Below are 17,784 nucleotides of genomic sequence, written 5' to 3' on the forward strand. Positions count from 1 at the left end.
GCCCCGTTAAGCAGCGAAACCGGTGCGAACAGGCGGCCGTGGCACGGGACGGGCCCTCAGGCGGTCGCCGGCTCCGGCTGCCCGGCCGTCTCGCGCTCCCGGGCGGCCTGTTCGAGGTCGCGCTTCTCCCGGCGTACGAGGACGACCCAGCCGACGGGGACGCCGGCGGCGAACAGCCACCACTGGACCGCGTACGCCATGTGGGGGCCGATGGAGCTGTCGTCCGGGGCCGCGATCGTCTCGGGGCGGCCGTCGGCCGGTGCGGGCGCGGTCAGCTCCAGGTACCCGCCCAGGACCGGACGGCCGAGCAGGTGCGCCTGCTGGGCGCTGTTGATCAGCATCACCTGGCGGTCCGGCAGGCCGCTGAGGTCCTTGATGCCGCTGGTGCCCGTCGTCTCGTCCGCCTTGAGCCGGCCCGTGACGGCGACCTCGCCGCGGGGCGGGGCCGGAACCTCGGGGAACGCCTGCTGGTCGGGCGCGGCCTCGACCCAGCCGCGGTTGACCAGGACGGTGCCGCCGCCCTTGAGGTCCAGCGGGGTCAGCACCAGTACGCCGATGCGCTCGTCCTGCGAGGTGCGGCGGCGTACGACGACCTCGTGCCCGGTGTCGAAGGTCCCCGTCGCCGTCACCGCGCGCCAGTAGTCGGAGCGGGGGACCGTGTGCCCGGGTGAGGTGAGGCGGTCCACGGGCACCGGATCGGACTCGAGGTTCCGCGAGATCAGCGCGTTCTGCTCGACCCGGTGCTCATGCCGGTGCAGCTGCCAGAAACCCAGCTCGACCATCGTGGGGATCATGGCGAGGACGAGGAGGGTGACGAGCACCCACTGCCGGGTCAACAGGAAGCGGTACACCCCATGACCGTACAGCCGGGGTCATGGGGTGCGGCACGGAGGGGTCCTCCGCGCGGGTGGGACGGACCGTCACACTTTGTCCACGATGCCCGTCCTCCCCTCGGCCTTGGCGCAGTGACCGCCGCAGTACCAGTGGCCCTCCACCTCGACGCCCTGGCCGATCACCTGGACCCGGCAGTGCTCACAGATGGGCGCCATGCGGTGGATGGCGCAGGAGAAGCAGTCGAAGACGTGCACCGCGCCCTGCGCGTGCACCTCGAATGACATCCCGTAGTCGTTTCCGCAAACCTCACAACGTGCCATGCGCCACAGGTTGGGACGCCGCGAGGCGACGGGCGAGAGGGCGCGGGGCGAGTCGCCGCCGGTTCACTCAGATGACGGTGACGGCTTCGGTACCGCGACCGACCTGGCAGGTGCCACGTCCCTCAGCAGATGGGTGAAGGCGCTCTCCTCCAGGACCGGCGTGCCGAAGGACCTGGCCTTCACCGTCTTGGAGGTCGCCGAGTCCGGGTCGTTGGTGACGAGCAGGCTGGTCAGTCGCGACACGCTGGTCGCCACGTGCAGGCCCGCCTCCACCGCGCGGTCCTCCAGCAGCTCCCGGTCGATGGAGGTGTCTCCGGAGAACGCCACCCGCATCCCCTGCATGAGCGGTTTGTCCGACTCGTAGCGCCCCGGGTTGGGGTACGGGCAGGCGGGACGCTTGCGCGAGGCGCGCCAGCTCCCCTGCGCCTGCGAGGGCCGGTAGCCGGCGCGCGGGGTGACCGGTGAGTCGTACCACTCGGTCAGCGGGCGGCACTCAAGCAGCGGCAGCCGCACCCCGTCCCTGGCCGCCGCGTGCAGGCTCGGCCGGAACGCCTCCGCCAGCACCCGGGCGTCGTCCAGGGCGTGGTGCGCACGCTGCTGCACCACGCCGAAGTGCGCGGCCAGCGACTCCAGCTTGTGGTTGGGCAGGGGGAGCCTGAGCTCCTTGGAGAGCGCGATGGTGCACAGGCGCTGCTCGACCGGTGCGGTGACCGCCGCGCGCGCGTACTCTCGGGCGATCATCGACCAGTCGAACGCGGCGTTGTGGGCGACCAGCACCCGTCCCGCGAGCCGCTCGGACAGCTGTGCCGCCACCTCGGGGAAGAGCGGCGCACCCTCCAGGACATCGCTGGTCAGTCCGTGGATCCAGACCGGCCCGGGGTCCCGCTCCGGGTTCACCAGGGTGTACCAGTGGTCCTCGACCTCGCCCCGGGCGTCAAGGCGGTACACGGCAGCGGACACTATCCGGTCGTCGCGGGCGAGTCCGGTGGTCTCCACGTCGACGACCGCGTACCCCTGGGGATACGCGGCCGGCCACGGCGCTGCGGTCTGACGGTCGTCGAGCATGGTCACAGAGAATACGGGCCGGGACCGACAGTGACCTATCCGGGCGCCCGGGGCCGCGAACCCGGCCACCTCGCCGAGCAGTTGGCCGCCGCGCCGGACGAGCGGTCCTGGCCCGGCCCGCGGCGGACGCGGTGAGACGCTTCCCGGATGACGGACACGCAGGGGCAGACGCACGACGAACCCCACGGAAACGGACTCGGCGCCCGGCTCAACTGGCTGCGGGCCGCGGTGCTGGGGGCCAACGACGGTGTGGTCTCGACCGCCGGCCTCGTCGTCGGGGTGGCCGGTGCGACGGGGGACCGCGCCACCCTGCTGACGGCCGGTCTGGCCGGGCTGCTCGCGGGCTCGATGTCGATGGCCGCGGGCGAGTACGTGTCGGTGTCCACCCAGCGGGACTCGGAGAAGGCCGCGCTGGCGACGGAGAGGCGGGAGCTCGAGGAGACCCCGGAGGAGGAACTCGCCGAACTGGCCGGGCTGCTGGAGGAGAAGGGGCTGAGCAGCCGGCTCGCACGTGAGGCGGCCGTCCAGCTCACGAAGCGCGACGCGCTGCGCGCCCACGCGGAGGTCGAGCTCGGTATCGACCCGGACGAGCTGACGAACCCGTGGCACGCGGCCGGGGCGAGCTTCCTGGCCTTCACGGTGGGCGCGCTGCTGCCGCTCCTCGCGATCGTGCTGCCGCCTACCTCGCTGCGGCTTGCCGTCACGGTGGTGTCGGTGCTGGCGGCCCTGGCGCTCACCGGCTGGTGGAGTGCCCGGCTGGGCGAGGCCGCGGCCGGCCGCGCGGTGCTGCGGAACATGGCCGGGGGAGCGGTGGCGATGGCCGTGACCTACGGCGCGGGGCTGCTGCTGGGGGCGGCGGGGGCGTAGCGGGGGTCCGGCCCGGCGGAGCGTCCGGCAGCGCCCGGGCGCCGCCGCTGCCTCGCGGAGGGCCCCGCGGTACGCCGGTTGGTCGCAACACCCGCCAGCGCACGTTGAGTTCGTCCTCCGCGCCGGTCCGTACGCCGTGGCTCCCACGCCGGAGCGGTTGGCGGAACCCACCAAACGCTCATGACGCCATGTCTCACATACTTGTCGGTAACAACGTCTATGCCCAGCACCCGGGACGGCTCTACGGTGCTCGCATGGAGCCGAACCTGCCCGATGCCGTGTTGTGGTCGATCCCCGCCTTCGTCCTGCTCGCCGTCCTCGAGATGGTGTCCTACCGCCTCCACCCGGACGACGAGGCCGCCGGGTACGACGCCAGGGACGCCACCACCAGCGTCACCATGGGGCTGGGCAGCCTGGTCTTCGACCTGCTGTGGAAGATACCCGTCGTCGCGGTCTACGCCGCCCTGTACGAACTCACCCCGCTGCGCGTCCCCGTGCTGTGGTGGACCGTCCTGCTGATGCTCCTCGCCCAGGACTTCTTCTACTACTGGTCCCACCGGGGCCACCACGTCATCCGGATCCTCTGGGCCTGCCACGTGGTCCACCACTCCAGCAGGAAGTTCAACCTCACCACCGCCCTCCGCCAGCCCTGGACCTCGCTCACCTCCTGGCCGTTCTACCTGCCGCTCATCGCCCTCGGCGTCCACCCGGCCGCACTCGCCTTCTGCTCGTCGGCGAACCTCGTCTACCAGTTCTGGGTGCACACCGAGCGGATCGACAGGCTGCCCCGGCCCTTCGAGTACGTCCTCAACACCCCCTCCCACCACCGGGTCCACCACGCCTCGCAGGGCGGCTACCTCGACCGGAACTTCGGCGGGATCCTGATCGTCTGGGACCGGCTCTTCGGCTCCTTCACCGCCGAGACCGAGCGGCCCGTCTTCGGCCTCACCAAGAACATCACCACCAACAACCCGTTCCGCGTCGCCACCCACGAGTACGCCGCCATCGCCCGCGACGTGCGGTCGGCGGACTCCTGGAGCGAGCGGGCGGGCCGGGTCTTCCGGGGGCCGGGCTGGCAGCCGTCGCGGACCGCGGAGGCCACCGTGCCCGTGCCCGCCCCGGCCGCCGCGCAGCCGCACGCCGCCACCGAGCGCGCCGGATGACCGCCGGTGCCGGTGCGCCCCGGCTCGTACGCCCGCTGCTCGTCGCCTTCCTGTCCGTCTCCTTGGTCCACCTGGCAGGACTCCTCGCCGGGGTCGACGCCGCCCACGTGGCCACCAAGCCGCTGCTGATGCTCCTGCTCACCGGCTACGCCGCCGCCCGAGGCGGCCCCAGGCTGCTGACCGCCGCGCTGCTGTGCGGCTGGGCGGGGGACGTGCTGCTGATGCCCGACGCGGAGCCCGCCTTCCTCGCCGGCATGGCCTTCTTCGCCGCGGGCCACGTCTGCTATCTCCTGCTCTTCGGCCGCGCTCCCCTACGGCCGGTCACCGGCCTCGTCTACGCCGCCGTCCTCGTGGGCTTCGTCGTCCTCCTGTGGCCCGGACTGCCCTCCGGCCTGCGGATCCCGCTGACCGGGTACAGCCTGCTGCTCACGGCGATGGCCTGGCGGTCGGGCGTCCTCGGGCGGTACGCCGCACTCGGCGGCGCGCTCTTCCTGCTCTCCGACGCGCTCATCGCCACCGGCATCGCGGACTGGCCGCCGCTGCCCGCCCACGACTTCTGGATCATGCTGACCTACATCGCCGCGCAGTACCTGCTGACCCGGGGAGCGCTCGACGCCGCCACGGATTCCGCCGGCGCCGCCCCCGGGGCGTACCGTGAGGGCGGTATCAGAATCTGAGACGAGCGAGGACTTCGACGCATGCGCGCCACCGTGATCCATGCCGCCCACGACATACGCGTCGAGGAGGTGCCCGACCCCACGATCCAGCAGCCCACCGACGTCGTGCTCCGGGTCCTGCGGGCCTGCATCTGCGGCAGTGACCTGTGGGCCTACCGAGGCGAATCCGCCCGGCAGCCCGGCCAGCGCATCGGCCACGAGTTCCTCGGCGTCGTCGAGGAGGCCGGTCCCGGGGTCGAGGGCTTCGCCGTCGGCGATCTCGTGGTCGCCCCCTTCGTCTGGTCCGACGGCACGTGCACCTACTGCGCCGAGGGGCTCACCACCTCGTGCCCGCAGGGCGGCTTCTGGGGCTCGGTCGGCTCCGACGGCGGCCAGGGCGAGGCCGTCCGCGTCCCGTTCGCCGACGGCACCCTGGTGCGGCTCCCGGCCGCCGCGGCGTCCGACGACCGGCTGCTCACCGCGCTCCTGGCGCTCTCCGACGTCCTGGGCACCGGACACCACGCGGCGCTCGGCGCCGGTGCGGGGCCCGGGAGCACCGTGGCGGTGGTCGGCGACGGCGCGGTCGGCCTGTGCGGTGTCATGGCGGCCAAGCGGCTGGGCGCGGAGCGGATCATCGCGCTGGGCCGCCACACCGCGCGCACGGACATCGCGCGGGCGTTCGGCGCCACGGACGTCGTCGCCGAACGCGGCGAGGCGGCCCTCGCCGCCGTACGGGAGCTGACGCGCGGCGAAGGCGCCCACGGCGTGATCGAGGCGGTCGGCACCGAGCAGTCCATGCGTACGGCCATCGACATCGTCCGCGACGGGGGCTCCATCGGCTACGTCGGGGTCCCGCACGGCAGCGGCACCGGGATCGACCTCGACGCCATGTTCGACCGGAACATCGCGCTGCGGGGCGGCGTCGCCCCCGTGCGTACGTACATCCCGGAACTGCTCCCCGACGTGCTCGACGGCATCATCGACCCGTCGCCCGTCTTCGATCTGGCCGTCGGCCTGGACGGGGTGCCGGACGGATACAGGGCGATGGACGAGCGCACGGCGCTCAAGGTGCTCATCAAGCCCTAGCGGTACGCGAGAGGGGCCGGGAACGGATCCCCGGCCCCTCGCCCGTGCCTTACCTGCGGACAGCGTCCAGCGCGTCCACGACACCGGCTCCGTAGAAGCCGTTGTAGTTCTTGCCGCCCTCGCAGACGGCGTCGACGGTGCCGTCACCGTCTATGTCGTACGGCGCGCCACAGGCGGTGGCGTCCGCCTGGTGCGTCAGCAGCGCCTTCACCCCGGCCGCCGAGGCGTGCGGGTGGGTGGACCTGATCAGTGCCGCGACGCCCGCGACGTGCGGGGACGCCATGGACGTCCCGGCCTTGTAGCCGAACTTGCCGCCGGGCAGCGTGGAGAGGATCAGGCCGCTGGTGGCCGGCGGTGCGGGCGTCTGGTAGACGGTCGAGTCGCCACCGGGGGCGGCGACCTCGATCACCCCGAGACCGTAGTTCGAGTACGAGGCCTTCAGGCCCTTCGCGCCGGTCGCGGAGACGGTCACGACACCCGGCAGCATGCTCGGGATGTCCGGGCACTCGCTCGGGTCGATCGTGCGGGTGACCGGCGTGGCGTCGTCCGGGCTCGTGGTGTCCTCGATGGCGTCGAGGGCCAGGTCGTGGTCGGAGTTGCCTGCCGCGGCGACGTTGACGACGCCCTTGCCCTCCGCGTAACGGGTGGCTCGGGTGATCGCCTCGACCAGGGCGCCCTGGTCCGGGTCGTTCTTGCAGTTGAACAGCCACGGGTCGGTGTAGTAACTGCTGTTGGTCACGTCGACGCCGTGCTCGGCGGCCCAGACGAAGCCGCAGACGACGGCCTCGGTGTAGAAGAGGCCGGCCGGCGTGGACACCTTGATGCCGGAGACCTTCACGCCCGGCGCGACGCCGGTGACGCCGACGCCGTTCTTCGCCGCGGCTATGGTGCCCGCGACGTGCGTGCCGTGGTCGCTCTCGCCGGCGGCGGGCCGCCAGGCGCCGTCCGTGGTGTCCGGCACGCCGGACACACAGTTCACCGAGGCCCTGCGGTCGAAGTTCGGTGCCAGGTCCGGGTGGGTGTCGTCCACACCCGTGTCGATGACGGCGACCGTGACCTTGCTGCTGCCGAGCGACTTCTGGTGCGCCTTGTCCGCCTTGATGGCGGGCAGGTCCCACTGCAGGGGCTCCAGCGGGTCCTGGCCGGCCACCGCGTCGTTCGCGGCGGCGGTGGCCTGGGCGGCGGTGAGGGGCTGCTCGACCCCGATGTCCTTCGTCGCCTGCGGGACGATCGGGCTGGTGCGCGTCGCGCCCGCCGACTGCACGCCCCTGACCTTGCGGATCGTCGCGCCGAAGTCCGGGTTCTTCGAGTGGACGACGACGACGCCGATCCTGTCGTACGAGGTCACGACGGTTCCGCCGGCCTTGGATATCGCCTTGCGGACCTGCTTGACGGTGCCGTGACCCGCTCGCGTGTTCACGACGTACGACAACTCCGGGCCGTCGGCCGGAACCGCCGCCGCCGGCTCGTCCGAGGGTGCCGCGGACGCGGTACCCGTCGGGAGGAAGCCGAGCGAGGCCGTGAGCGCGAGCCCGACGGGCAGCGTGAGAGCGCGTGTCCGTCTGGATGCCAGATGAGCCATGGGTTCTCCACATCATCCGTGCCGGTGGGCCGGACACAGGCGTGTCCGGTCCGGTACATGACCAGTGAAGTTATCGCTGATCTTGCCGGCACATCAACGAATACGGGCAAGTGAGTTCGAGGTGTGACCTCCGGGAGGCGCGTTTACCCGCCCGTCCGTACCCGTACAAGAAGACCCGAACCTTCGGTGAACCGCTTCGCCGCGCCCTCCGTGCCGTTGCACAGGGAGTCGTGCAACCAGCCCCCACCACCCGACAAGGCAGAGGACTCCCCTTGAAATCCACCGCCCCGACCACCGCATCCGCGTCGCGAGGAGAATCCGTGGCCACCGAAGCACCGCCGCCCCAGGGCCATGAGGACGACGGCCCCGTCCAGCCCACGACCGAGGCGTTCCTCGAGACGCAGAACAGCCCGGAGTTCGCCGAGCTGCGCCGCTCCCACCGCTCCTTCGCCTTCCCGCTGACCGTCGGCTTCATCGCCTGGTACCTGCTGTACGTGCTGCTGTCCAGCTACGCCGGCGACTTCATGGGCAAGATCGTCTTCGCCAACTTCAACGTGGCCTTCGTGTTCGGCCTCGCCCAGTTCGCCACCACGTTCCTGATCGCCTGGTTCTACTCGCGCCACGCCGCGAACAAGCTCGACCCGCAGGCGGCGGCCATCAAGTCCCGTATGGAGGCCGACGTATGAGCGTCGCGTACCAGTCGCACGCCGTGGTCCAACTGGCCGCGTCGTCGTCGACGACCGAGCACCGGCCGCTGATCATCACCCTCTTCGCGGTCTTCGTCGCCGCGACCCTGGGCATCACCGTCTGGGCGGGCCGGCAGACCAGGAGCGCCTCCGACTTCTACGCCGGCGGGCGCCAGTTCACCGCGTTCCAGAACGGCCTCGCGGTATCCGGCGACTACATGTCGGCAGCGTCGTTCCTCGGCATCGCCGGGGCCATCGCCCTCTTCGGATACGACGGCTTCCTCTACTCCATCGGCTTCCTCGTGGCCTGGCTCGTCGCCCTGCTGCTCGTCGCCGAACCGCTGCGTAACTCCGGCCGCTACACCATGGGCGACGTCCTTGCCTACCGCATGCGGCAGAGGCCCGTACGCACCGCCGCGGGCGTCTCCACCATCGTGGTGTCGATCTTCTATCTGCTGGCCCAGATGGCGGGCGCGGGGGTGCTCGTCTCGCTGCTGCTCGGCATCACCAGCGACGCGGGCAAGGTCCTCATCGTGGCGCTCGTCGGCGTGCTGATGATCGTCTACGTCACCATCGGCGGCATGAAGGGCACCACCTGGGTGCAGATGGTCAAGGCCGTGCTGCTCATCGCGGGCGCACTCCTGATGACCTTGATGGTGCTGTGGAAGTTCGACTTCAACGTCTCCGACCTGCTCGGTACCGCCGCGGAGAAGAGCGGCCACGGTGCGGCGTTCCTGGAGCCCGGCCTCAAGTACGGTGCCACCGACGTGTCGAAGCTGGACTTCATCTCGCTCGGCATCGCGCTGGTGCTCGGCACCGCCGGTCTGCCGCACATCCTGATCCGCTTCTACACCGTCCCGACGGCCAAGGCCGCGCGCAAGTCCGTGAACTGGGCCATCGGGATCATCGGCGCCTTCTACCTGATGACGATCGCCCTCGGCTTCGGCGCAGCGGCCCTCATCGGGCCCGAGGAGATCAAGGCGAAGAACCCGGCCGGCAACGCGGCGGCACCCCAGCTCGCCGAGTACCTCGGCGGGGTCGGCACCACGGGCGGCGCCGTCATGCTGGCCGTCATCTCCGCCGTCGCCTTCGCCACCATCCTCGCCGTCGTCGCGGGACTCACCCTCGCCTCCTCGTCCTCCTTCGCCCACGACATCTACGCCAACGTCATCCGCAAGGGGCGGGCCACCGAGAAGGAGGAGATGAGGGCGGCCCGCTGGGCCACCGTCGCGATCGGCGTCGTCTCGATCGGACTCGGCGCGATGGCCCGGGACCTGAACGTCGCGGGACTCGTGGCCCTGGCCTTCGCCGTCGCCGCGTCGGCCAACCTGCCGACCATCCTCTACAGCCTCTTCTGGAAGCGGTTCACCACGCAGGGCGCCCTCTGGTCGATCTACGGCGGCCTCGCCTCGTCCGTCCTGCTGGTGCTCTTCTCCCCGGTCGTCTCCGGCAAGGCCACCTCGATGTTCCCGGACGTCGACTTCGCGTGGTTCCCCCTGGAGAACCCGGGCCTCATCTCCATCCCGCTGGGCTTCCTGCTCGGCTGGGTGGGCTCGGTCCTCTCCAAGGAGGAGCCGGACAAGGGCAAGTACGCGGAACTCGAGGTCAAGTCCCTCACCGGCACCGGGGCCCACTGACCCGCCCGCCACCGCACCCCACGGGGCCCCGTCGTAGAGACCTACGACGGGGCCCCGTCGTACCTCGTGTCAACCGCGCACCCTGGATGTCAGCGGTCTCGCGTACTCTCGGAGGAGTCGGACCGCAATCACGGACACCAACGAGGAGGGGGCTCAACAGTGCTCGTCGACACCTACGACCGGGTCGCCACCGACCTGCGTGTCTCACTGACGGACAAGTGCAATCTCCGCTGCACCTACTGCATGCCCGAAGAGGGCCTGCAGTGGCTGGCCAAACCCGACCTGCTCACCGACGACGAGATCGTCCGGCTGGTCCGCATCGCCGTCACCGGCCTCGGTATCACCGAGGTCCGCTTCACCGGCGGCGAGCCGCTGCTGCGCCCCGGACTCGTCTCCATCGTCGAGCGGTGCGCGGCCCTGGAGCCCCGGCCCAGGATGTCGGTCACCACCAACGGCATCGGGCTCAAGCGCACCGCTGCCGCACTGAAGGCGGCGGGCCTCGACCGGGTCAACGTGTCCCTGGACACCCTGCGCCCCGACGTCTTCAAGACGCTCACCCGCAGGGACCGCCACAAGGACGTGCTCGAAGGACTCGGCGCCGCGCACGAGGCAGGTCTCACGCCGGTCAAGGTCAACTCCGTCCTCATGCCCGGCCTCAACGACGACGAGGCCCCCGAGCTGCTCGCCTGGGCCGTGGCGAACGACTACGAGCTCCGCTTCATCGAGCAGATGCCGCTCGACGCCCAGCACGGCTGGAAGCGCGACGGAATGATCACGGCAGGTGACATCCTCGCCTCGCTGCGGACACGCTTCACCCTCACCGAGGAGGGGGACCGGGAGCGCGGATCCGCCCCGGCCGAGCGCTGGACTGTGGACGGCGGCCCGCACCGCGTCGGTGTCATCGCCTCCGTGACCAGGCCCTTCTGCCGCGCCTGCGACCGCACCCGGCTCACCGCCGACGGCCAGGTCCGCACCTGCCTGTTCGCCCGCGAGGAGACGGACCTGCGGGGCGCCCTGCGCTCCGACGCGCCCGACGAGGAGATCGCCAGGATCTGGAAGCTCGCGATGTGGGGCAAGAAGGCGGGCTCCGGACTCGACGACCCCGCCTTCCTGCAGCCCGACCGCCCGATGTCAGCGATCGGCGGCTGAGGACTCCCACTCCTCCAACGGCACGACGTCCTTCAGGAAGCCGCGCACCCCGAGGAACGACGACAGGTGTTCCCGGTGCTCGTCGCAGGCCAGCCAGGTCTTACGGCGCTCGGGCGTGTGCAGCTTCGGGTTGTTCCAGGCCAGCACCCATACGGCATCGGCGCGGCAGCCCTTCGCGGAACAGACCGGCGCACCGGTGGCGCTCTCGGCGGAAATGTCGGGGAGGTTCACGGCCTCAACCCTAAGGGCTGTGCGTCCGAGCCCTTCGCGACGCATCCCCGCCGGAGAAAAGGCGACGCCGGGCAGCCACGGGGGGAGCTGCCCGGCGTCGGTCCGTCGCTCCGACGGGGGATGCGGAGCGCATCCGAAGTATGGCATGGGGAGCATGGCGCGGTGCACCTGAACGGCATGATTGATTTGAGCTCTTCCTGAGCTTTCCCGCGCCTGCCGCCGTTCAGTCCGCGGCGCGTGGATCCCCGGTCGCGCCGGTCCGCCCGGACTCCGTGCCCGCCTCCGGGCCGGGCTTCGCGGGCCCGGCCTGCGGGGGCGCGTCGAGGGCCGGCCGCAGCGGCGCGACCACGAACGTCGTGGGCAGCGAAGGGGTGTTCTCGCGACCGGCGTTGGCGATGACGACGGAGACGTACGGCAGCAGGACGCCCAGCGCGAGCGCCACCACGGCCACGTGCCTCTCGACGTTCCACAGGGTCGCGGCCAGCACCACGGAGACGGTGCGCACGGACATCGAGATGATGTAGCGCCGCTGTCTGCCGCGCACATCGTCGGCGAGGCTCTGCCGCGCACCCGTGATCCGGAAGACCTCCGCGCCGCTCTGCTTCCCCATCGTGATCACACCGCCAGATCTCTGTGCCGGACTTGTCCGGACGACACCGCCCCTACGGTACGCCCGGTATCCCCGAGCGCCGAGACCGGGGCGCGCCCCGCGCGCGTGGGTCCGAACCCCTTGTCCACGTACGGCCCTGTCCGGCATGCGGCGTATGCGCTGCGAACAGAGACTGGTGGGCGTGCGCACATCGCGCCGCGCGAGGAGGCGATATGAGCTGGTTGTGGGCAATCATCGTGGGTCTGGTGCTGGGTGTGATCGCCCGAGCGATCCTGCCCGGCAAGCAGGACATCCCTCTGTGGCTGACTGTGGTGTTCGGCATCCTCGGCAGCATCCTCGGCAACGCCGTCGCGACCTGGATCGGTGTGAACGACACCAAGGGGATCGACTGGATCCGCCACGTCCTTCAGCTGATCGGCGCCGTGGCCGTCGTCGGTGTCGGCGACATGGTCTGGCAGTCCATCAGAGGCAACCGGAACAAGAGGCAGAGCACCTGATCCGGATGTGACACAGCACCGCGGCCGGCCACGCGAGACGCGTGGCCGGCCGCGGTGCTGTGCCCGGCGGTCAGCCGGCCGTGACCTCGACGGCGGCCAGGTTCTTCTTGCCCCGGCGCAGCACCAGCCACCTGCCGTGCAGCAGCTCGGAATCCGCGGGGGCGCTCTCGCCGTCCACGACCTTCGCGTTGTTCACGTAGGCCCCGCCCTCCTTGACGGTGCGGCGGGCGGCCGACTTGCTTGCCGACAGCCCGACCTCGACCAGGAGGTCCACCACGGGGCCGAGCTCGGCGACCCTGGCGTGCGGCACCTCGGACAGCGCCGCGCTCAGCGTCGCCTCGTCCAGCTCGCCGAGCTCGCCCTGGCCGAACAGCGCCTTCGACGCCGCGATGACCGCGGCGCACTGGGCGCCGCCGTGTACCAGCGTCGTCAACTCCTCGGCCAGCGACCGCTGCGCCGAACGCGCCTGCGGGCGCTCCTCGGTGAGCGTCTCCAGCTCCTCGAGCTCCTCGCGGCTCTTGAAGCTGAGGATGCGCATGTACGTCGAGATGTCCCGGTCGTCCACATTCAGCCAGAACTGGTAGAACGCGTACGGCGTCGTCATCTCCGGGTCGAGCCAGACCGCACCGCTCTCCGACTTCCCGAACTTGGTGCCGTCGGCCTTCACCATGAGCGGTGTCGCCAGCGCGTGCACGGCGGCACCCGGCTCCAGGCGGTGGATCAGGTCGATCCCCGCCGTGAGGTTGCCCCACTGGTCGCTGCCGCCCTGCTGGAGGGTGCAGCCGTGGCGCCGGTACAGCTCCAGGAAGTCCATGCCCTGAAGGAGCTGGTAGCTGAACTCCGTGTAGCTGATGCCCTCCTGGGACTCCAGCCGGCGGGCCACGGAGTCCTTGGTGAGCATCTTGTTGACCCGGAAGTGCTTGCCGATGTCCCGGAGGAACTCGATCGCGGAGAGACCCGCGGTCCAGTCCAGGTTGTTGACCATCGTGGCGGCGTTCGGGCCCTCGAAGGTGAGGAAGGGCTCGATCTGGCCGCGCAGCCGCTGGACCCACGCGGCGATGGTCTCCGGGTCGTTCAGCGTGCGCTCCGCGGTCGGGCGCGGGTCACCGATCTGGCCGGTGGCCCCGCCGACCAGCGCGAGCGGCTTCAGGCCGGCGAGCTGCAGCCGGCGCATCGTGAGCACCTGCACCAGGTGGCCCACGTGAAGACTCGCGGCGGTCGGGTCGAACCCGCAATAGAAGGTGACGGGGCCGTCCGCGAGAGCCTTGCGCAGTGCGTCCTCGTCGGTGGACTGGGCGAACAGCCCGCGCCACTTCAGCTCGTCGACGATGTCCGTCACGGTCTCTTCTCTCCTCGTGGGGGTTCGATCGGGTGTCCGGTCGGTCTGTCGTCCGGTCAGTCTATGGGGGTCAGACCCCCCGGCTGACCGAGCTCATCTGGAAGTCCGGGATGCGCAGCGCGGGCATCGCCGCCCGGGTGAAGTAGTCGCCCCACTCGCGCGGAAGCGTCCGCTCCGTACGGCCCGCCTCCGACGCCCGGGACAGCAGCCCCACCGGGGACTCGTTGAACCGGAAGTTGTTCACCTCGCCGACGACCTGGCCGTCCTCCACCAGGTAGACCCCGTCACGGGTCAGCCCGGTCAGCAGCAGGGTGGCCGGATCCACCTCCCGGATGTACCAGAGGCAGGTCAGCAGCAGGGCCGGGCCGGTCGTCGCGGCCACCATCTCCTCCAGCGACCGCTCACCACCGCCGTCCAGGACCAGGTTGTCGACCGCCGGTACCACCGGCTGCCGTGTGAGCGCCGCGGAGTGGCGCGTCGTGGTCAGCCGTTCAAGCTTGCCGTTCCTGATCCAGTCGGTCGGTGCCAGCGGCAGCCCGTTGTCGAAGACCGAGGAGTCGTCCCCGGACGCGTGCGCGATGACGAACGGGGCGGACTCCAGCCCCGGCGCGTACGGGTCGCTGCGCAGGGTCAGCGGAAGCTCGGAGAGCTTCTCGCCCAGCCGCGTGCCGCCGCCGGGCCGGGAGAAGACCGTCCGGCCCTCGGCGGCGTCCCGCGCTCCCGCCGACCAGTACTGGTAGATCAGCAGGTCGGCGACGGCGGTCGGCGGCAACAGGGTCTCGTAGCGCCCGGCGGGCAGCTCGATCCGGCGCTCGGCCCAGCCGAGGCGCTGCGCGAGCTCCGCGTCCATGGCCGCCGGGTCGACGTCCTTGAAGTCGCGGGTTGCCCTGCCCGCCCAGGCGGACCGGGTCCGGTCGGGCGACTTGGCGTTGAGCTCCAGCGTCCCGTTCGGCTGGTCGTGGCGCAGCCGCAGCCCCGTCGACGTACCCAGGTAGGTCGACGTCAGCTGGTGGTGGGCGAAGCCGTACAGCTCACGGCCGCCCGCGCGGGCCCGGGCGAAGGAGTCGCCGAGCGCCGGTGCGAAGTCGGCGAAGACGTCGGATCCGGTCTCGGCCGGCGGCTCGGTGAAGCCGGCGGACGCCGGGACCCCGGAGACCAGTGGCTGGGCGTCCTCGGCGGGCCCGGCACCGCGTGCGGCGGCCTCGGCGGCCCGTACGAGCGGCTCCAGGTCGTCGGCGGTGACCGCGGAGCGCGACACCACCCCCGACGCCGTCCCCTCGGCCCCGTCCACGGTCGCGATCACGGTCAGGCTCCGGCCCCGCGTCACCCCGTTCGTGGTGAGCGCGTTGCCCGCCCAGCGCAGGTTCGCGGAGGAGGTCTCGTCCGCGATGACCACACAGCCGTCGGCGGTGGAGAGCTCCAGTGCGCGTTCGACGATCTCGTACGGCTTGCTGACGCGGCTCATCGCCCGCCCTCCTGCGTCGTGTTGAGGATGTTCACGCCCCGGAAGAGAGCGGAGGGGCAGCCGTGCGAGACGGCCGCGACCTGCCCGGGCTGGGCCTTGCCGCAGTTGAACGCCCCTCCGAGCACGTACGTCTGCGGGCCGCCGACCTTCTCCATCGAGCCCCAGAAGTCGGTGGTCGTCGCCTGGTAGGCAACGTCCCGCAACTGGCCCGCGAGCCTGCCGTTCTCGATCCGGAAGAACCGCTGCCCGGTGAACTGGAAGTTGTAACGCTGCATGTCGATCGACCAGGACCGGTCGCCGACCACGTAGATCCCGCGCTCCACGCCCCCGATCAGATCCTCGGTGGACAGCCCGCCCGGATCCGGTTCCAGCGAGACGTTCGCCATGCGCTGGACGGGGACGTGCTCCGGCGAGTCGGCGTACGCGCACCCGTTGGAGCGTCCCAGACCCGTCAGCCGCGCGATCCGCCGGTCCGTCTGGTAGCCGACCAGCGTCCCGTCCCTGACCAGGTCCCAGGACTGCGCCTCGACGCCCTCGTCGTCGTAGCCGATGGTCGCGAGCCCGTGCTCGGCGGTGCGGTCACCCGTGACGTTCATCGCGGGGGAGCCGTACGCCAGCTTGCCCAGCCGGTCGAAGGTCGCGAACGACGTCCCGGCGTACGCCGCCTCGTAACCCAGCGCGCGGTCCAGCTCGGTCGCGTGGCCCACGGACTCGTGGATGGTCAGCCACAGGTTGGAGGGGTCGACGACCAGGTCGTACGTCCCCGCCTCGACGCCCGGTGCCCGCATCTTCTCGGCCAGCAGCCCCGGAATGCGCTCCAGTTCGGAGTCCCAGTCCCAGCCGGTGCCCGTGAGGTACTCCCAGCCGCGGCCCACCGGCGGCGCGATGGTCCGCATCGAGTCGAACTCGCCGGTCGTCCCGTCCACGGCCACCGCCGTCAGCTGCGGGTGCACCCGCACCCGCTGCTGGGTGGTGACGGTGCCGGCCGTGTCCGCGTAGAACTTGTTCTCGTGGACCGTCATCAGCGAGGCGTCCACATGCGCGACCCCGTCGGCCGCCAGCAGCCGCCCGCTCCACTCGGCGAGCAACCCGGCCTTCTCCGCGTCCGGCACGTCGAAGGGGTCGCGCTCGTACGCCGACACCCAGGTCCGCTCGCCGTGCACCGGCTCGTCCGCCAGCTCGACCCTCTCGTCCGAGCCCGCCGCCGCGATCACCTTCGCCGACAGCTTCGCCATGGCGACGGCCTGCGAGGCCACCTTCGCCGCCGCGTCCATCGTCAGGTCCACCCCGGACGCGAAACCCCACGCCCCGCCGTGCACCACCCGGACCGCGTACCCGGTGTCGGTGCTGTCCGACGTCCCGGAGAGCCGGGCGTCCCGCAACCGCCAGGAGGCGCCGCGCACCCGCTCGAACCGGAAGTCCGCGTGCACGGCGCCGAGCGCGCGGGCGCGGGCGAGCGCCGCGTCGGCGAGGGCGCGGAGCGGCAGGGCCAGGAACGACTGATCTACCTCGTGGGCCACGAAGAGTTCCCCTTCTTCTCTCTGAGTACCTCGGAGTGAACCATGCAACGGGACGCCGCCGGTCGGCTACACGTTTCCCAGGTCCAGGGCGTGCTGTGCGGTAGTCGGCTGATAGTCACGGTTGGCGGGGCCGGGTTCTCGGCGTCCGGCCGACGGCACCGCTGACGGACGACCGGGGCGGCCCATGAGCGGAACCGGCCGGGCTCGCGCCCGGGGCGGCGGACCGGCGCGGCGGTCGCGACTGTGGGAACCCCACAGAGGCCGCCCGGCGGCGCTGTCAGAGGCCGATTCCCTGGATGCAGGGTGGTACCGATAGGTTTTCGACGTACCAGACCGCCAAGGAAAGGGTGATCCGTTGAGCCGCTCGGTTCTCGTCACCGGAGGAAACCGGGGCATCGGCCTCGCCATCGCCCGCGCCTTCGCCGACAACGGCGACAAGGTCGCCATCACCTACCGCTCGGGCGAGCCGCCCCAGGTGCTCACCGAGGCGGGCGTGCTCGCGGTCCGGTGCGACATCACCGACACCGAGCAGGTGGAGCAGGCCTACAAGGAGGTCGAGGAGAAGCACGGCCCCGTGGAGGTGCTGGTCGCCAACGCCGGTATCACCAAGGACCAGTTGCTGATGCGGATGTCCGAGGACGACTTCACGTCCGTGCTCGACACCAACCTCACCGGCACCTTCCGCGTGGTCAAGCGCGCCAACCGCGCGATGCTGCGCGCCAAGAAGGGCCGCGTCGTCCTGATCTCCTCGGTCGTCGGTCTGCTCGGCTCCGCCGGCCAGGCCAACTACGCGGCGTCCAAGGCGGGCCTGGTCGGCTTCGCCCGGTCGCTGGCCCGTGAGCTCGGCTCGCGCAACATCACGTTCAACGTCGTCGCGCCCGGGTTCGTCGATACCGACATGACCCAGGTGCTCACCGACGAGCAGCGCAAGGGCATCGTCTCCCAGGTGCCGCTCGGCCGCTACGCGCAGCCCGCCGAGATCGCCGCCGCGGTGCGCTTCCTCGCGTCCGACGACGCGTCGTACATCACTGGAGCCGTCATCCCCGTTGACGGCGGATTGGGCATGGGTCACTGATC

18 protein-coding genes are annotated in these 17,784 nt (G+C 71.2%); 9 read left to right on the plus strand and 9 right to left on the minus strand.

What is annotated here, in order from left to right:
- Positions 1-56: 56 nt before the first annotated feature.
- The 3 genes from AB0I83_RS29395 to AB0I83_RS29405 form a co-directional block, all read right to left on the minus strand.
- Complete coding sequence (locus AB0I83_RS29395; RefSeq protein WP_356843702.1) at positions 57-851, minus strand: SURF1 family protein; 795 nt, start codon at positions 849-851, stop codon at positions 57-59.
- A 69-nt stretch (positions 852-920) separates the two neighbouring features.
- Positions 921-1,154 carry a hypothetical protein gene (locus tag AB0I83_RS29400; RefSeq protein WP_356536231.1) on the minus strand — a complete coding sequence of 78 codons (234 nt, stop codon included), beginning with the start codon at positions 1,152-1,154 and terminating at the stop codon, positions 921-923.
- A gap of 63 nt (positions 1,155-1,217) precedes the next feature.
- Positions 1,218-2,225 carry a DEDDh family exonuclease gene (locus tag AB0I83_RS29405; protein ID WP_356843700.1) on the minus strand — a complete coding sequence of 336 codons (1,008 nt, stop codon included), beginning with the start codon at positions 2,223-2,225 and terminating at the stop codon, positions 1,218-1,220.
- A gap of 141 nt (positions 2,226-2,366) precedes the next feature.
- Between AB0I83_RS29405 and AB0I83_RS29410 the strand changes: the two genes are divergently transcribed.
- The 4 genes from AB0I83_RS29410 to AB0I83_RS29425 all read left to right on the plus strand — a co-directional run bounded on the left by AB0I83_RS29410 (position 2,367) and on the right by AB0I83_RS29425 (position 5,991).
- Positions 2,367-3,086: a VIT family protein gene (locus tag AB0I83_RS29410; protein ID WP_356536229.1), complete on the plus strand. Its 720-nt coding sequence runs from the start codon at positions 2,367-2,369 to the stop codon at positions 3,084-3,086.
- A gap of 254 nt (positions 3,087-3,340) precedes the next feature.
- On the plus strand, positions 3,341-4,249 hold the full coding sequence (locus tag AB0I83_RS29415) for a sterol desaturase family protein (protein WP_363306806.1): 909 nt from the start codon (positions 3,341-3,343) through the stop codon (positions 4,247-4,249).
- A complete protein-coding gene (locus AB0I83_RS29420) occupies positions 4,246-4,926 on the plus strand; it encodes a lysoplasmalogenase (RefSeq protein ID WP_363306807.1) in 681 nt (226 codons plus the stop codon). Before AB0I83_RS29415 ends, AB0I83_RS29420 begins: the two co-directional genes overlap by 4 nt.
- A 21-nt stretch (positions 4,927-4,947) precedes the next feature.
- Positions 4,948-5,991, plus strand: a complete 1,044-nt coding sequence (locus AB0I83_RS29425) for a zinc-dependent alcohol dehydrogenase family protein (protein ID WP_356536226.1) — start codon at positions 4,948-4,950, stop codon at positions 5,989-5,991.
- 49 nt (positions 5,992-6,040) lie between these two features.
- Here the strand turns inward: AB0I83_RS29425 and AB0I83_RS29430 are convergent, their stop codons facing one another.
- A complete protein-coding gene (locus AB0I83_RS29430; RefSeq protein WP_356536225.1) occupies positions 6,041-7,573 on the minus strand; it encodes a S8 family serine peptidase in 1,533 nt (510 codons plus the stop codon).
- A gap of 320 nt (positions 7,574-7,893) precedes the next feature.
- Here AB0I83_RS29430 and AB0I83_RS29435 point away from each other — a divergent pair, with 320 nt between their 5' ends.
- The 3 genes from AB0I83_RS29435 to moaA all read left to right on the plus strand — a co-directional run bounded on the left by AB0I83_RS29435 (position 7,894) and on the right by moaA (position 11,045).
- Positions 7,894-8,259 (plus strand): DUF485 domain-containing protein, encoded by a 366-nt coding sequence (locus AB0I83_RS29435; protein ID WP_356536224.1) that lies wholly within the window; start codon positions 7,894-7,896, stop codon positions 8,257-8,259.
- Positions 8,256-9,896 (plus strand): cation acetate symporter, encoded by a 1,641-nt coding sequence (locus AB0I83_RS29440; RefSeq protein ID WP_363306808.1) that lies wholly within the window; start codon positions 8,256-8,258, stop codon positions 9,894-9,896. Before AB0I83_RS29435 ends, AB0I83_RS29440 begins: the two co-directional genes overlap by 4 nt.
- Positions 9,897-10,055: 159 nt before the next feature.
- Positions 10,056-11,045 carry a GTP 3',8-cyclase MoaA gene (moaA, locus tag AB0I83_RS29445; protein WP_356536222.1) on the plus strand — a complete coding sequence of 330 codons (990 nt, stop codon included), beginning with the start codon at positions 10,056-10,058 and terminating at the stop codon, positions 11,043-11,045.
- Here moaA and AB0I83_RS29450 read toward each other — a convergent pair.
- The gene (locus AB0I83_RS29450; RefSeq protein ID WP_356536221.1) at positions 11,028-11,276 is read right to left on the minus strand and encodes a hypothetical protein; all 249 of its coding nucleotides are present in this window, start codon (positions 11,274-11,276) and stop codon (positions 11,028-11,030) included. The genes moaA and AB0I83_RS29450 overlap by 18 nt on opposite strands.
- Positions 11,277-11,499: 223 nt before the next feature.
- On the minus strand, positions 11,500-11,886 hold the full coding sequence (locus tag AB0I83_RS29455; RefSeq protein WP_356536220.1) for a DUF3099 domain-containing protein: 387 nt from the start codon (positions 11,884-11,886) through the stop codon (positions 11,500-11,502).
- Between the two features lie 212 nt (positions 11,887-12,098).
- Here AB0I83_RS29455 and AB0I83_RS29460 point away from each other — a divergent pair, with 212 nt between their 5' ends.
- Positions 12,099-12,383 (plus strand): GlsB/YeaQ/YmgE family stress response membrane protein, encoded by a 285-nt coding sequence (locus tag AB0I83_RS29460; RefSeq protein WP_356536219.1) that lies wholly within the window; start codon positions 12,099-12,101, stop codon positions 12,381-12,383.
- A gap of 70 nt (positions 12,384-12,453) precedes the next feature.
- On the opposite strand, the gene tyrS is transcribed toward AB0I83_RS29460, so the two are convergent.
- The 3 genes from tyrS to AB0I83_RS29475 all read right to left on the minus strand — a co-directional run bounded on the left by tyrS (position 12,454) and on the right by AB0I83_RS29475 (position 16,707).
- Positions 12,454-13,722, minus strand: a complete 1,269-nt coding sequence (gene tyrS, locus AB0I83_RS29465) for a tyrosine--tRNA ligase (RefSeq protein ID WP_356536218.1) — start codon at positions 13,720-13,722, stop codon at positions 12,454-12,456.
- Between the two features lie 70 nt (positions 13,723-13,792).
- Positions 13,793-15,187, minus strand: coding sequence for a metallopeptidase TldD-related protein (locus AB0I83_RS29470; protein WP_356536217.1), 1,395 nt, complete (start codon positions 15,185-15,187; stop codon positions 13,793-13,795).
- Positions 15,184-16,707, minus strand: coding sequence for a TldD/PmbA family protein (locus AB0I83_RS29475; RefSeq protein WP_363306810.1), 1,524 nt, complete (start codon positions 16,705-16,707; stop codon positions 15,184-15,186). The genes AB0I83_RS29470 and AB0I83_RS29475 overlap by 4 nt, the downstream gene beginning before the upstream one ends.
- A 355-nt stretch (positions 16,708-17,062) precedes the next feature.
- Here AB0I83_RS29475 and fabG point away from each other — a divergent pair, with 355 nt between their 5' ends.
- Positions 17,063-17,782 (plus strand): 3-oxoacyl-[acyl-carrier-protein] reductase, encoded by a 720-nt coding sequence (gene fabG, locus AB0I83_RS29480; RefSeq protein ID WP_356536215.1) that lies wholly within the window; start codon positions 17,063-17,065, stop codon positions 17,780-17,782.
- The last annotated feature ends 2 nt before the right edge of the window (positions 17,783-17,784 follow it).

Origin of the sequence: Streptomyces sp. NPDC049970 (assembly GCF_040660235.1) — a bacterium.
In the GTDB taxonomy this organism is placed as follows: domain Bacteria; phylum Actinomycetota; class Actinomycetes; order Streptomycetales; family Streptomycetaceae; genus Streptomyces.

Bases quoted from the DNA above. Each gene is read 5' to 3' on its own strand.
- AB0I83_RS29400 (WP_356536231.1), bottom strand. From the start codon at position 1,154: ATGGCACGTTGTGAGGTTTGCGGAAACGACTACGGGATGTCATTCGAG.
- AB0I83_RS29410 (WP_356536229.1), top strand. From the start codon at position 2,367: ATGACGGACACGCAGGGGCAGACGCACGACGAACCCCACGGAAACGGA.
- AB0I83_RS29415 (WP_363306806.1), top strand. From the start codon at position 3,341: ATGGAGCCGAACCTGCCCGATGCCGTGTTGTGGTCGATCCCCGCCTTC.
- AB0I83_RS29420 (WP_363306807.1), top strand. From the start codon at position 4,246: ATGACCGCCGGTGCCGGTGCGCCCCGGCTCGTACGCCCGCTGCTCGTC.
- AB0I83_RS29425 (WP_356536226.1), top strand. From the start codon at position 4,948: ATGCGCGCCACCGTGATCCATGCCGCCCACGACATACGCGTCGAGGAG.
- AB0I83_RS29430 (WP_356536225.1), bottom strand. From the start codon at position 7,573: ATGGCTCATCTGGCATCCAGACGGACACGCGCTCTCACGCTGCCCGTC.
- AB0I83_RS29440 (WP_363306808.1), top strand. From the start codon at position 8,256: ATGAGCGTCGCGTACCAGTCGCACGCCGTGGTCCAACTGGCCGCGTCG.
- AB0I83_RS29455 (WP_356536220.1), bottom strand. From the start codon at position 11,886: ATGGGGAAGCAGAGCGGCGCGGAGGTCTTCCGGATCACGGGTGCGCGG.
- AB0I83_RS29460 (WP_356536219.1), top strand. From the start codon at position 12,099: ATGAGCTGGTTGTGGGCAATCATCGTGGGTCTGGTGCTGGGTGTGATC.
- AB0I83_RS29470 (WP_356536217.1), bottom strand. From the start codon at position 15,187: ATGAGCCGCGTCAGCAAGCCGTACGAGATCGTCGAACGCGCACTGGAG.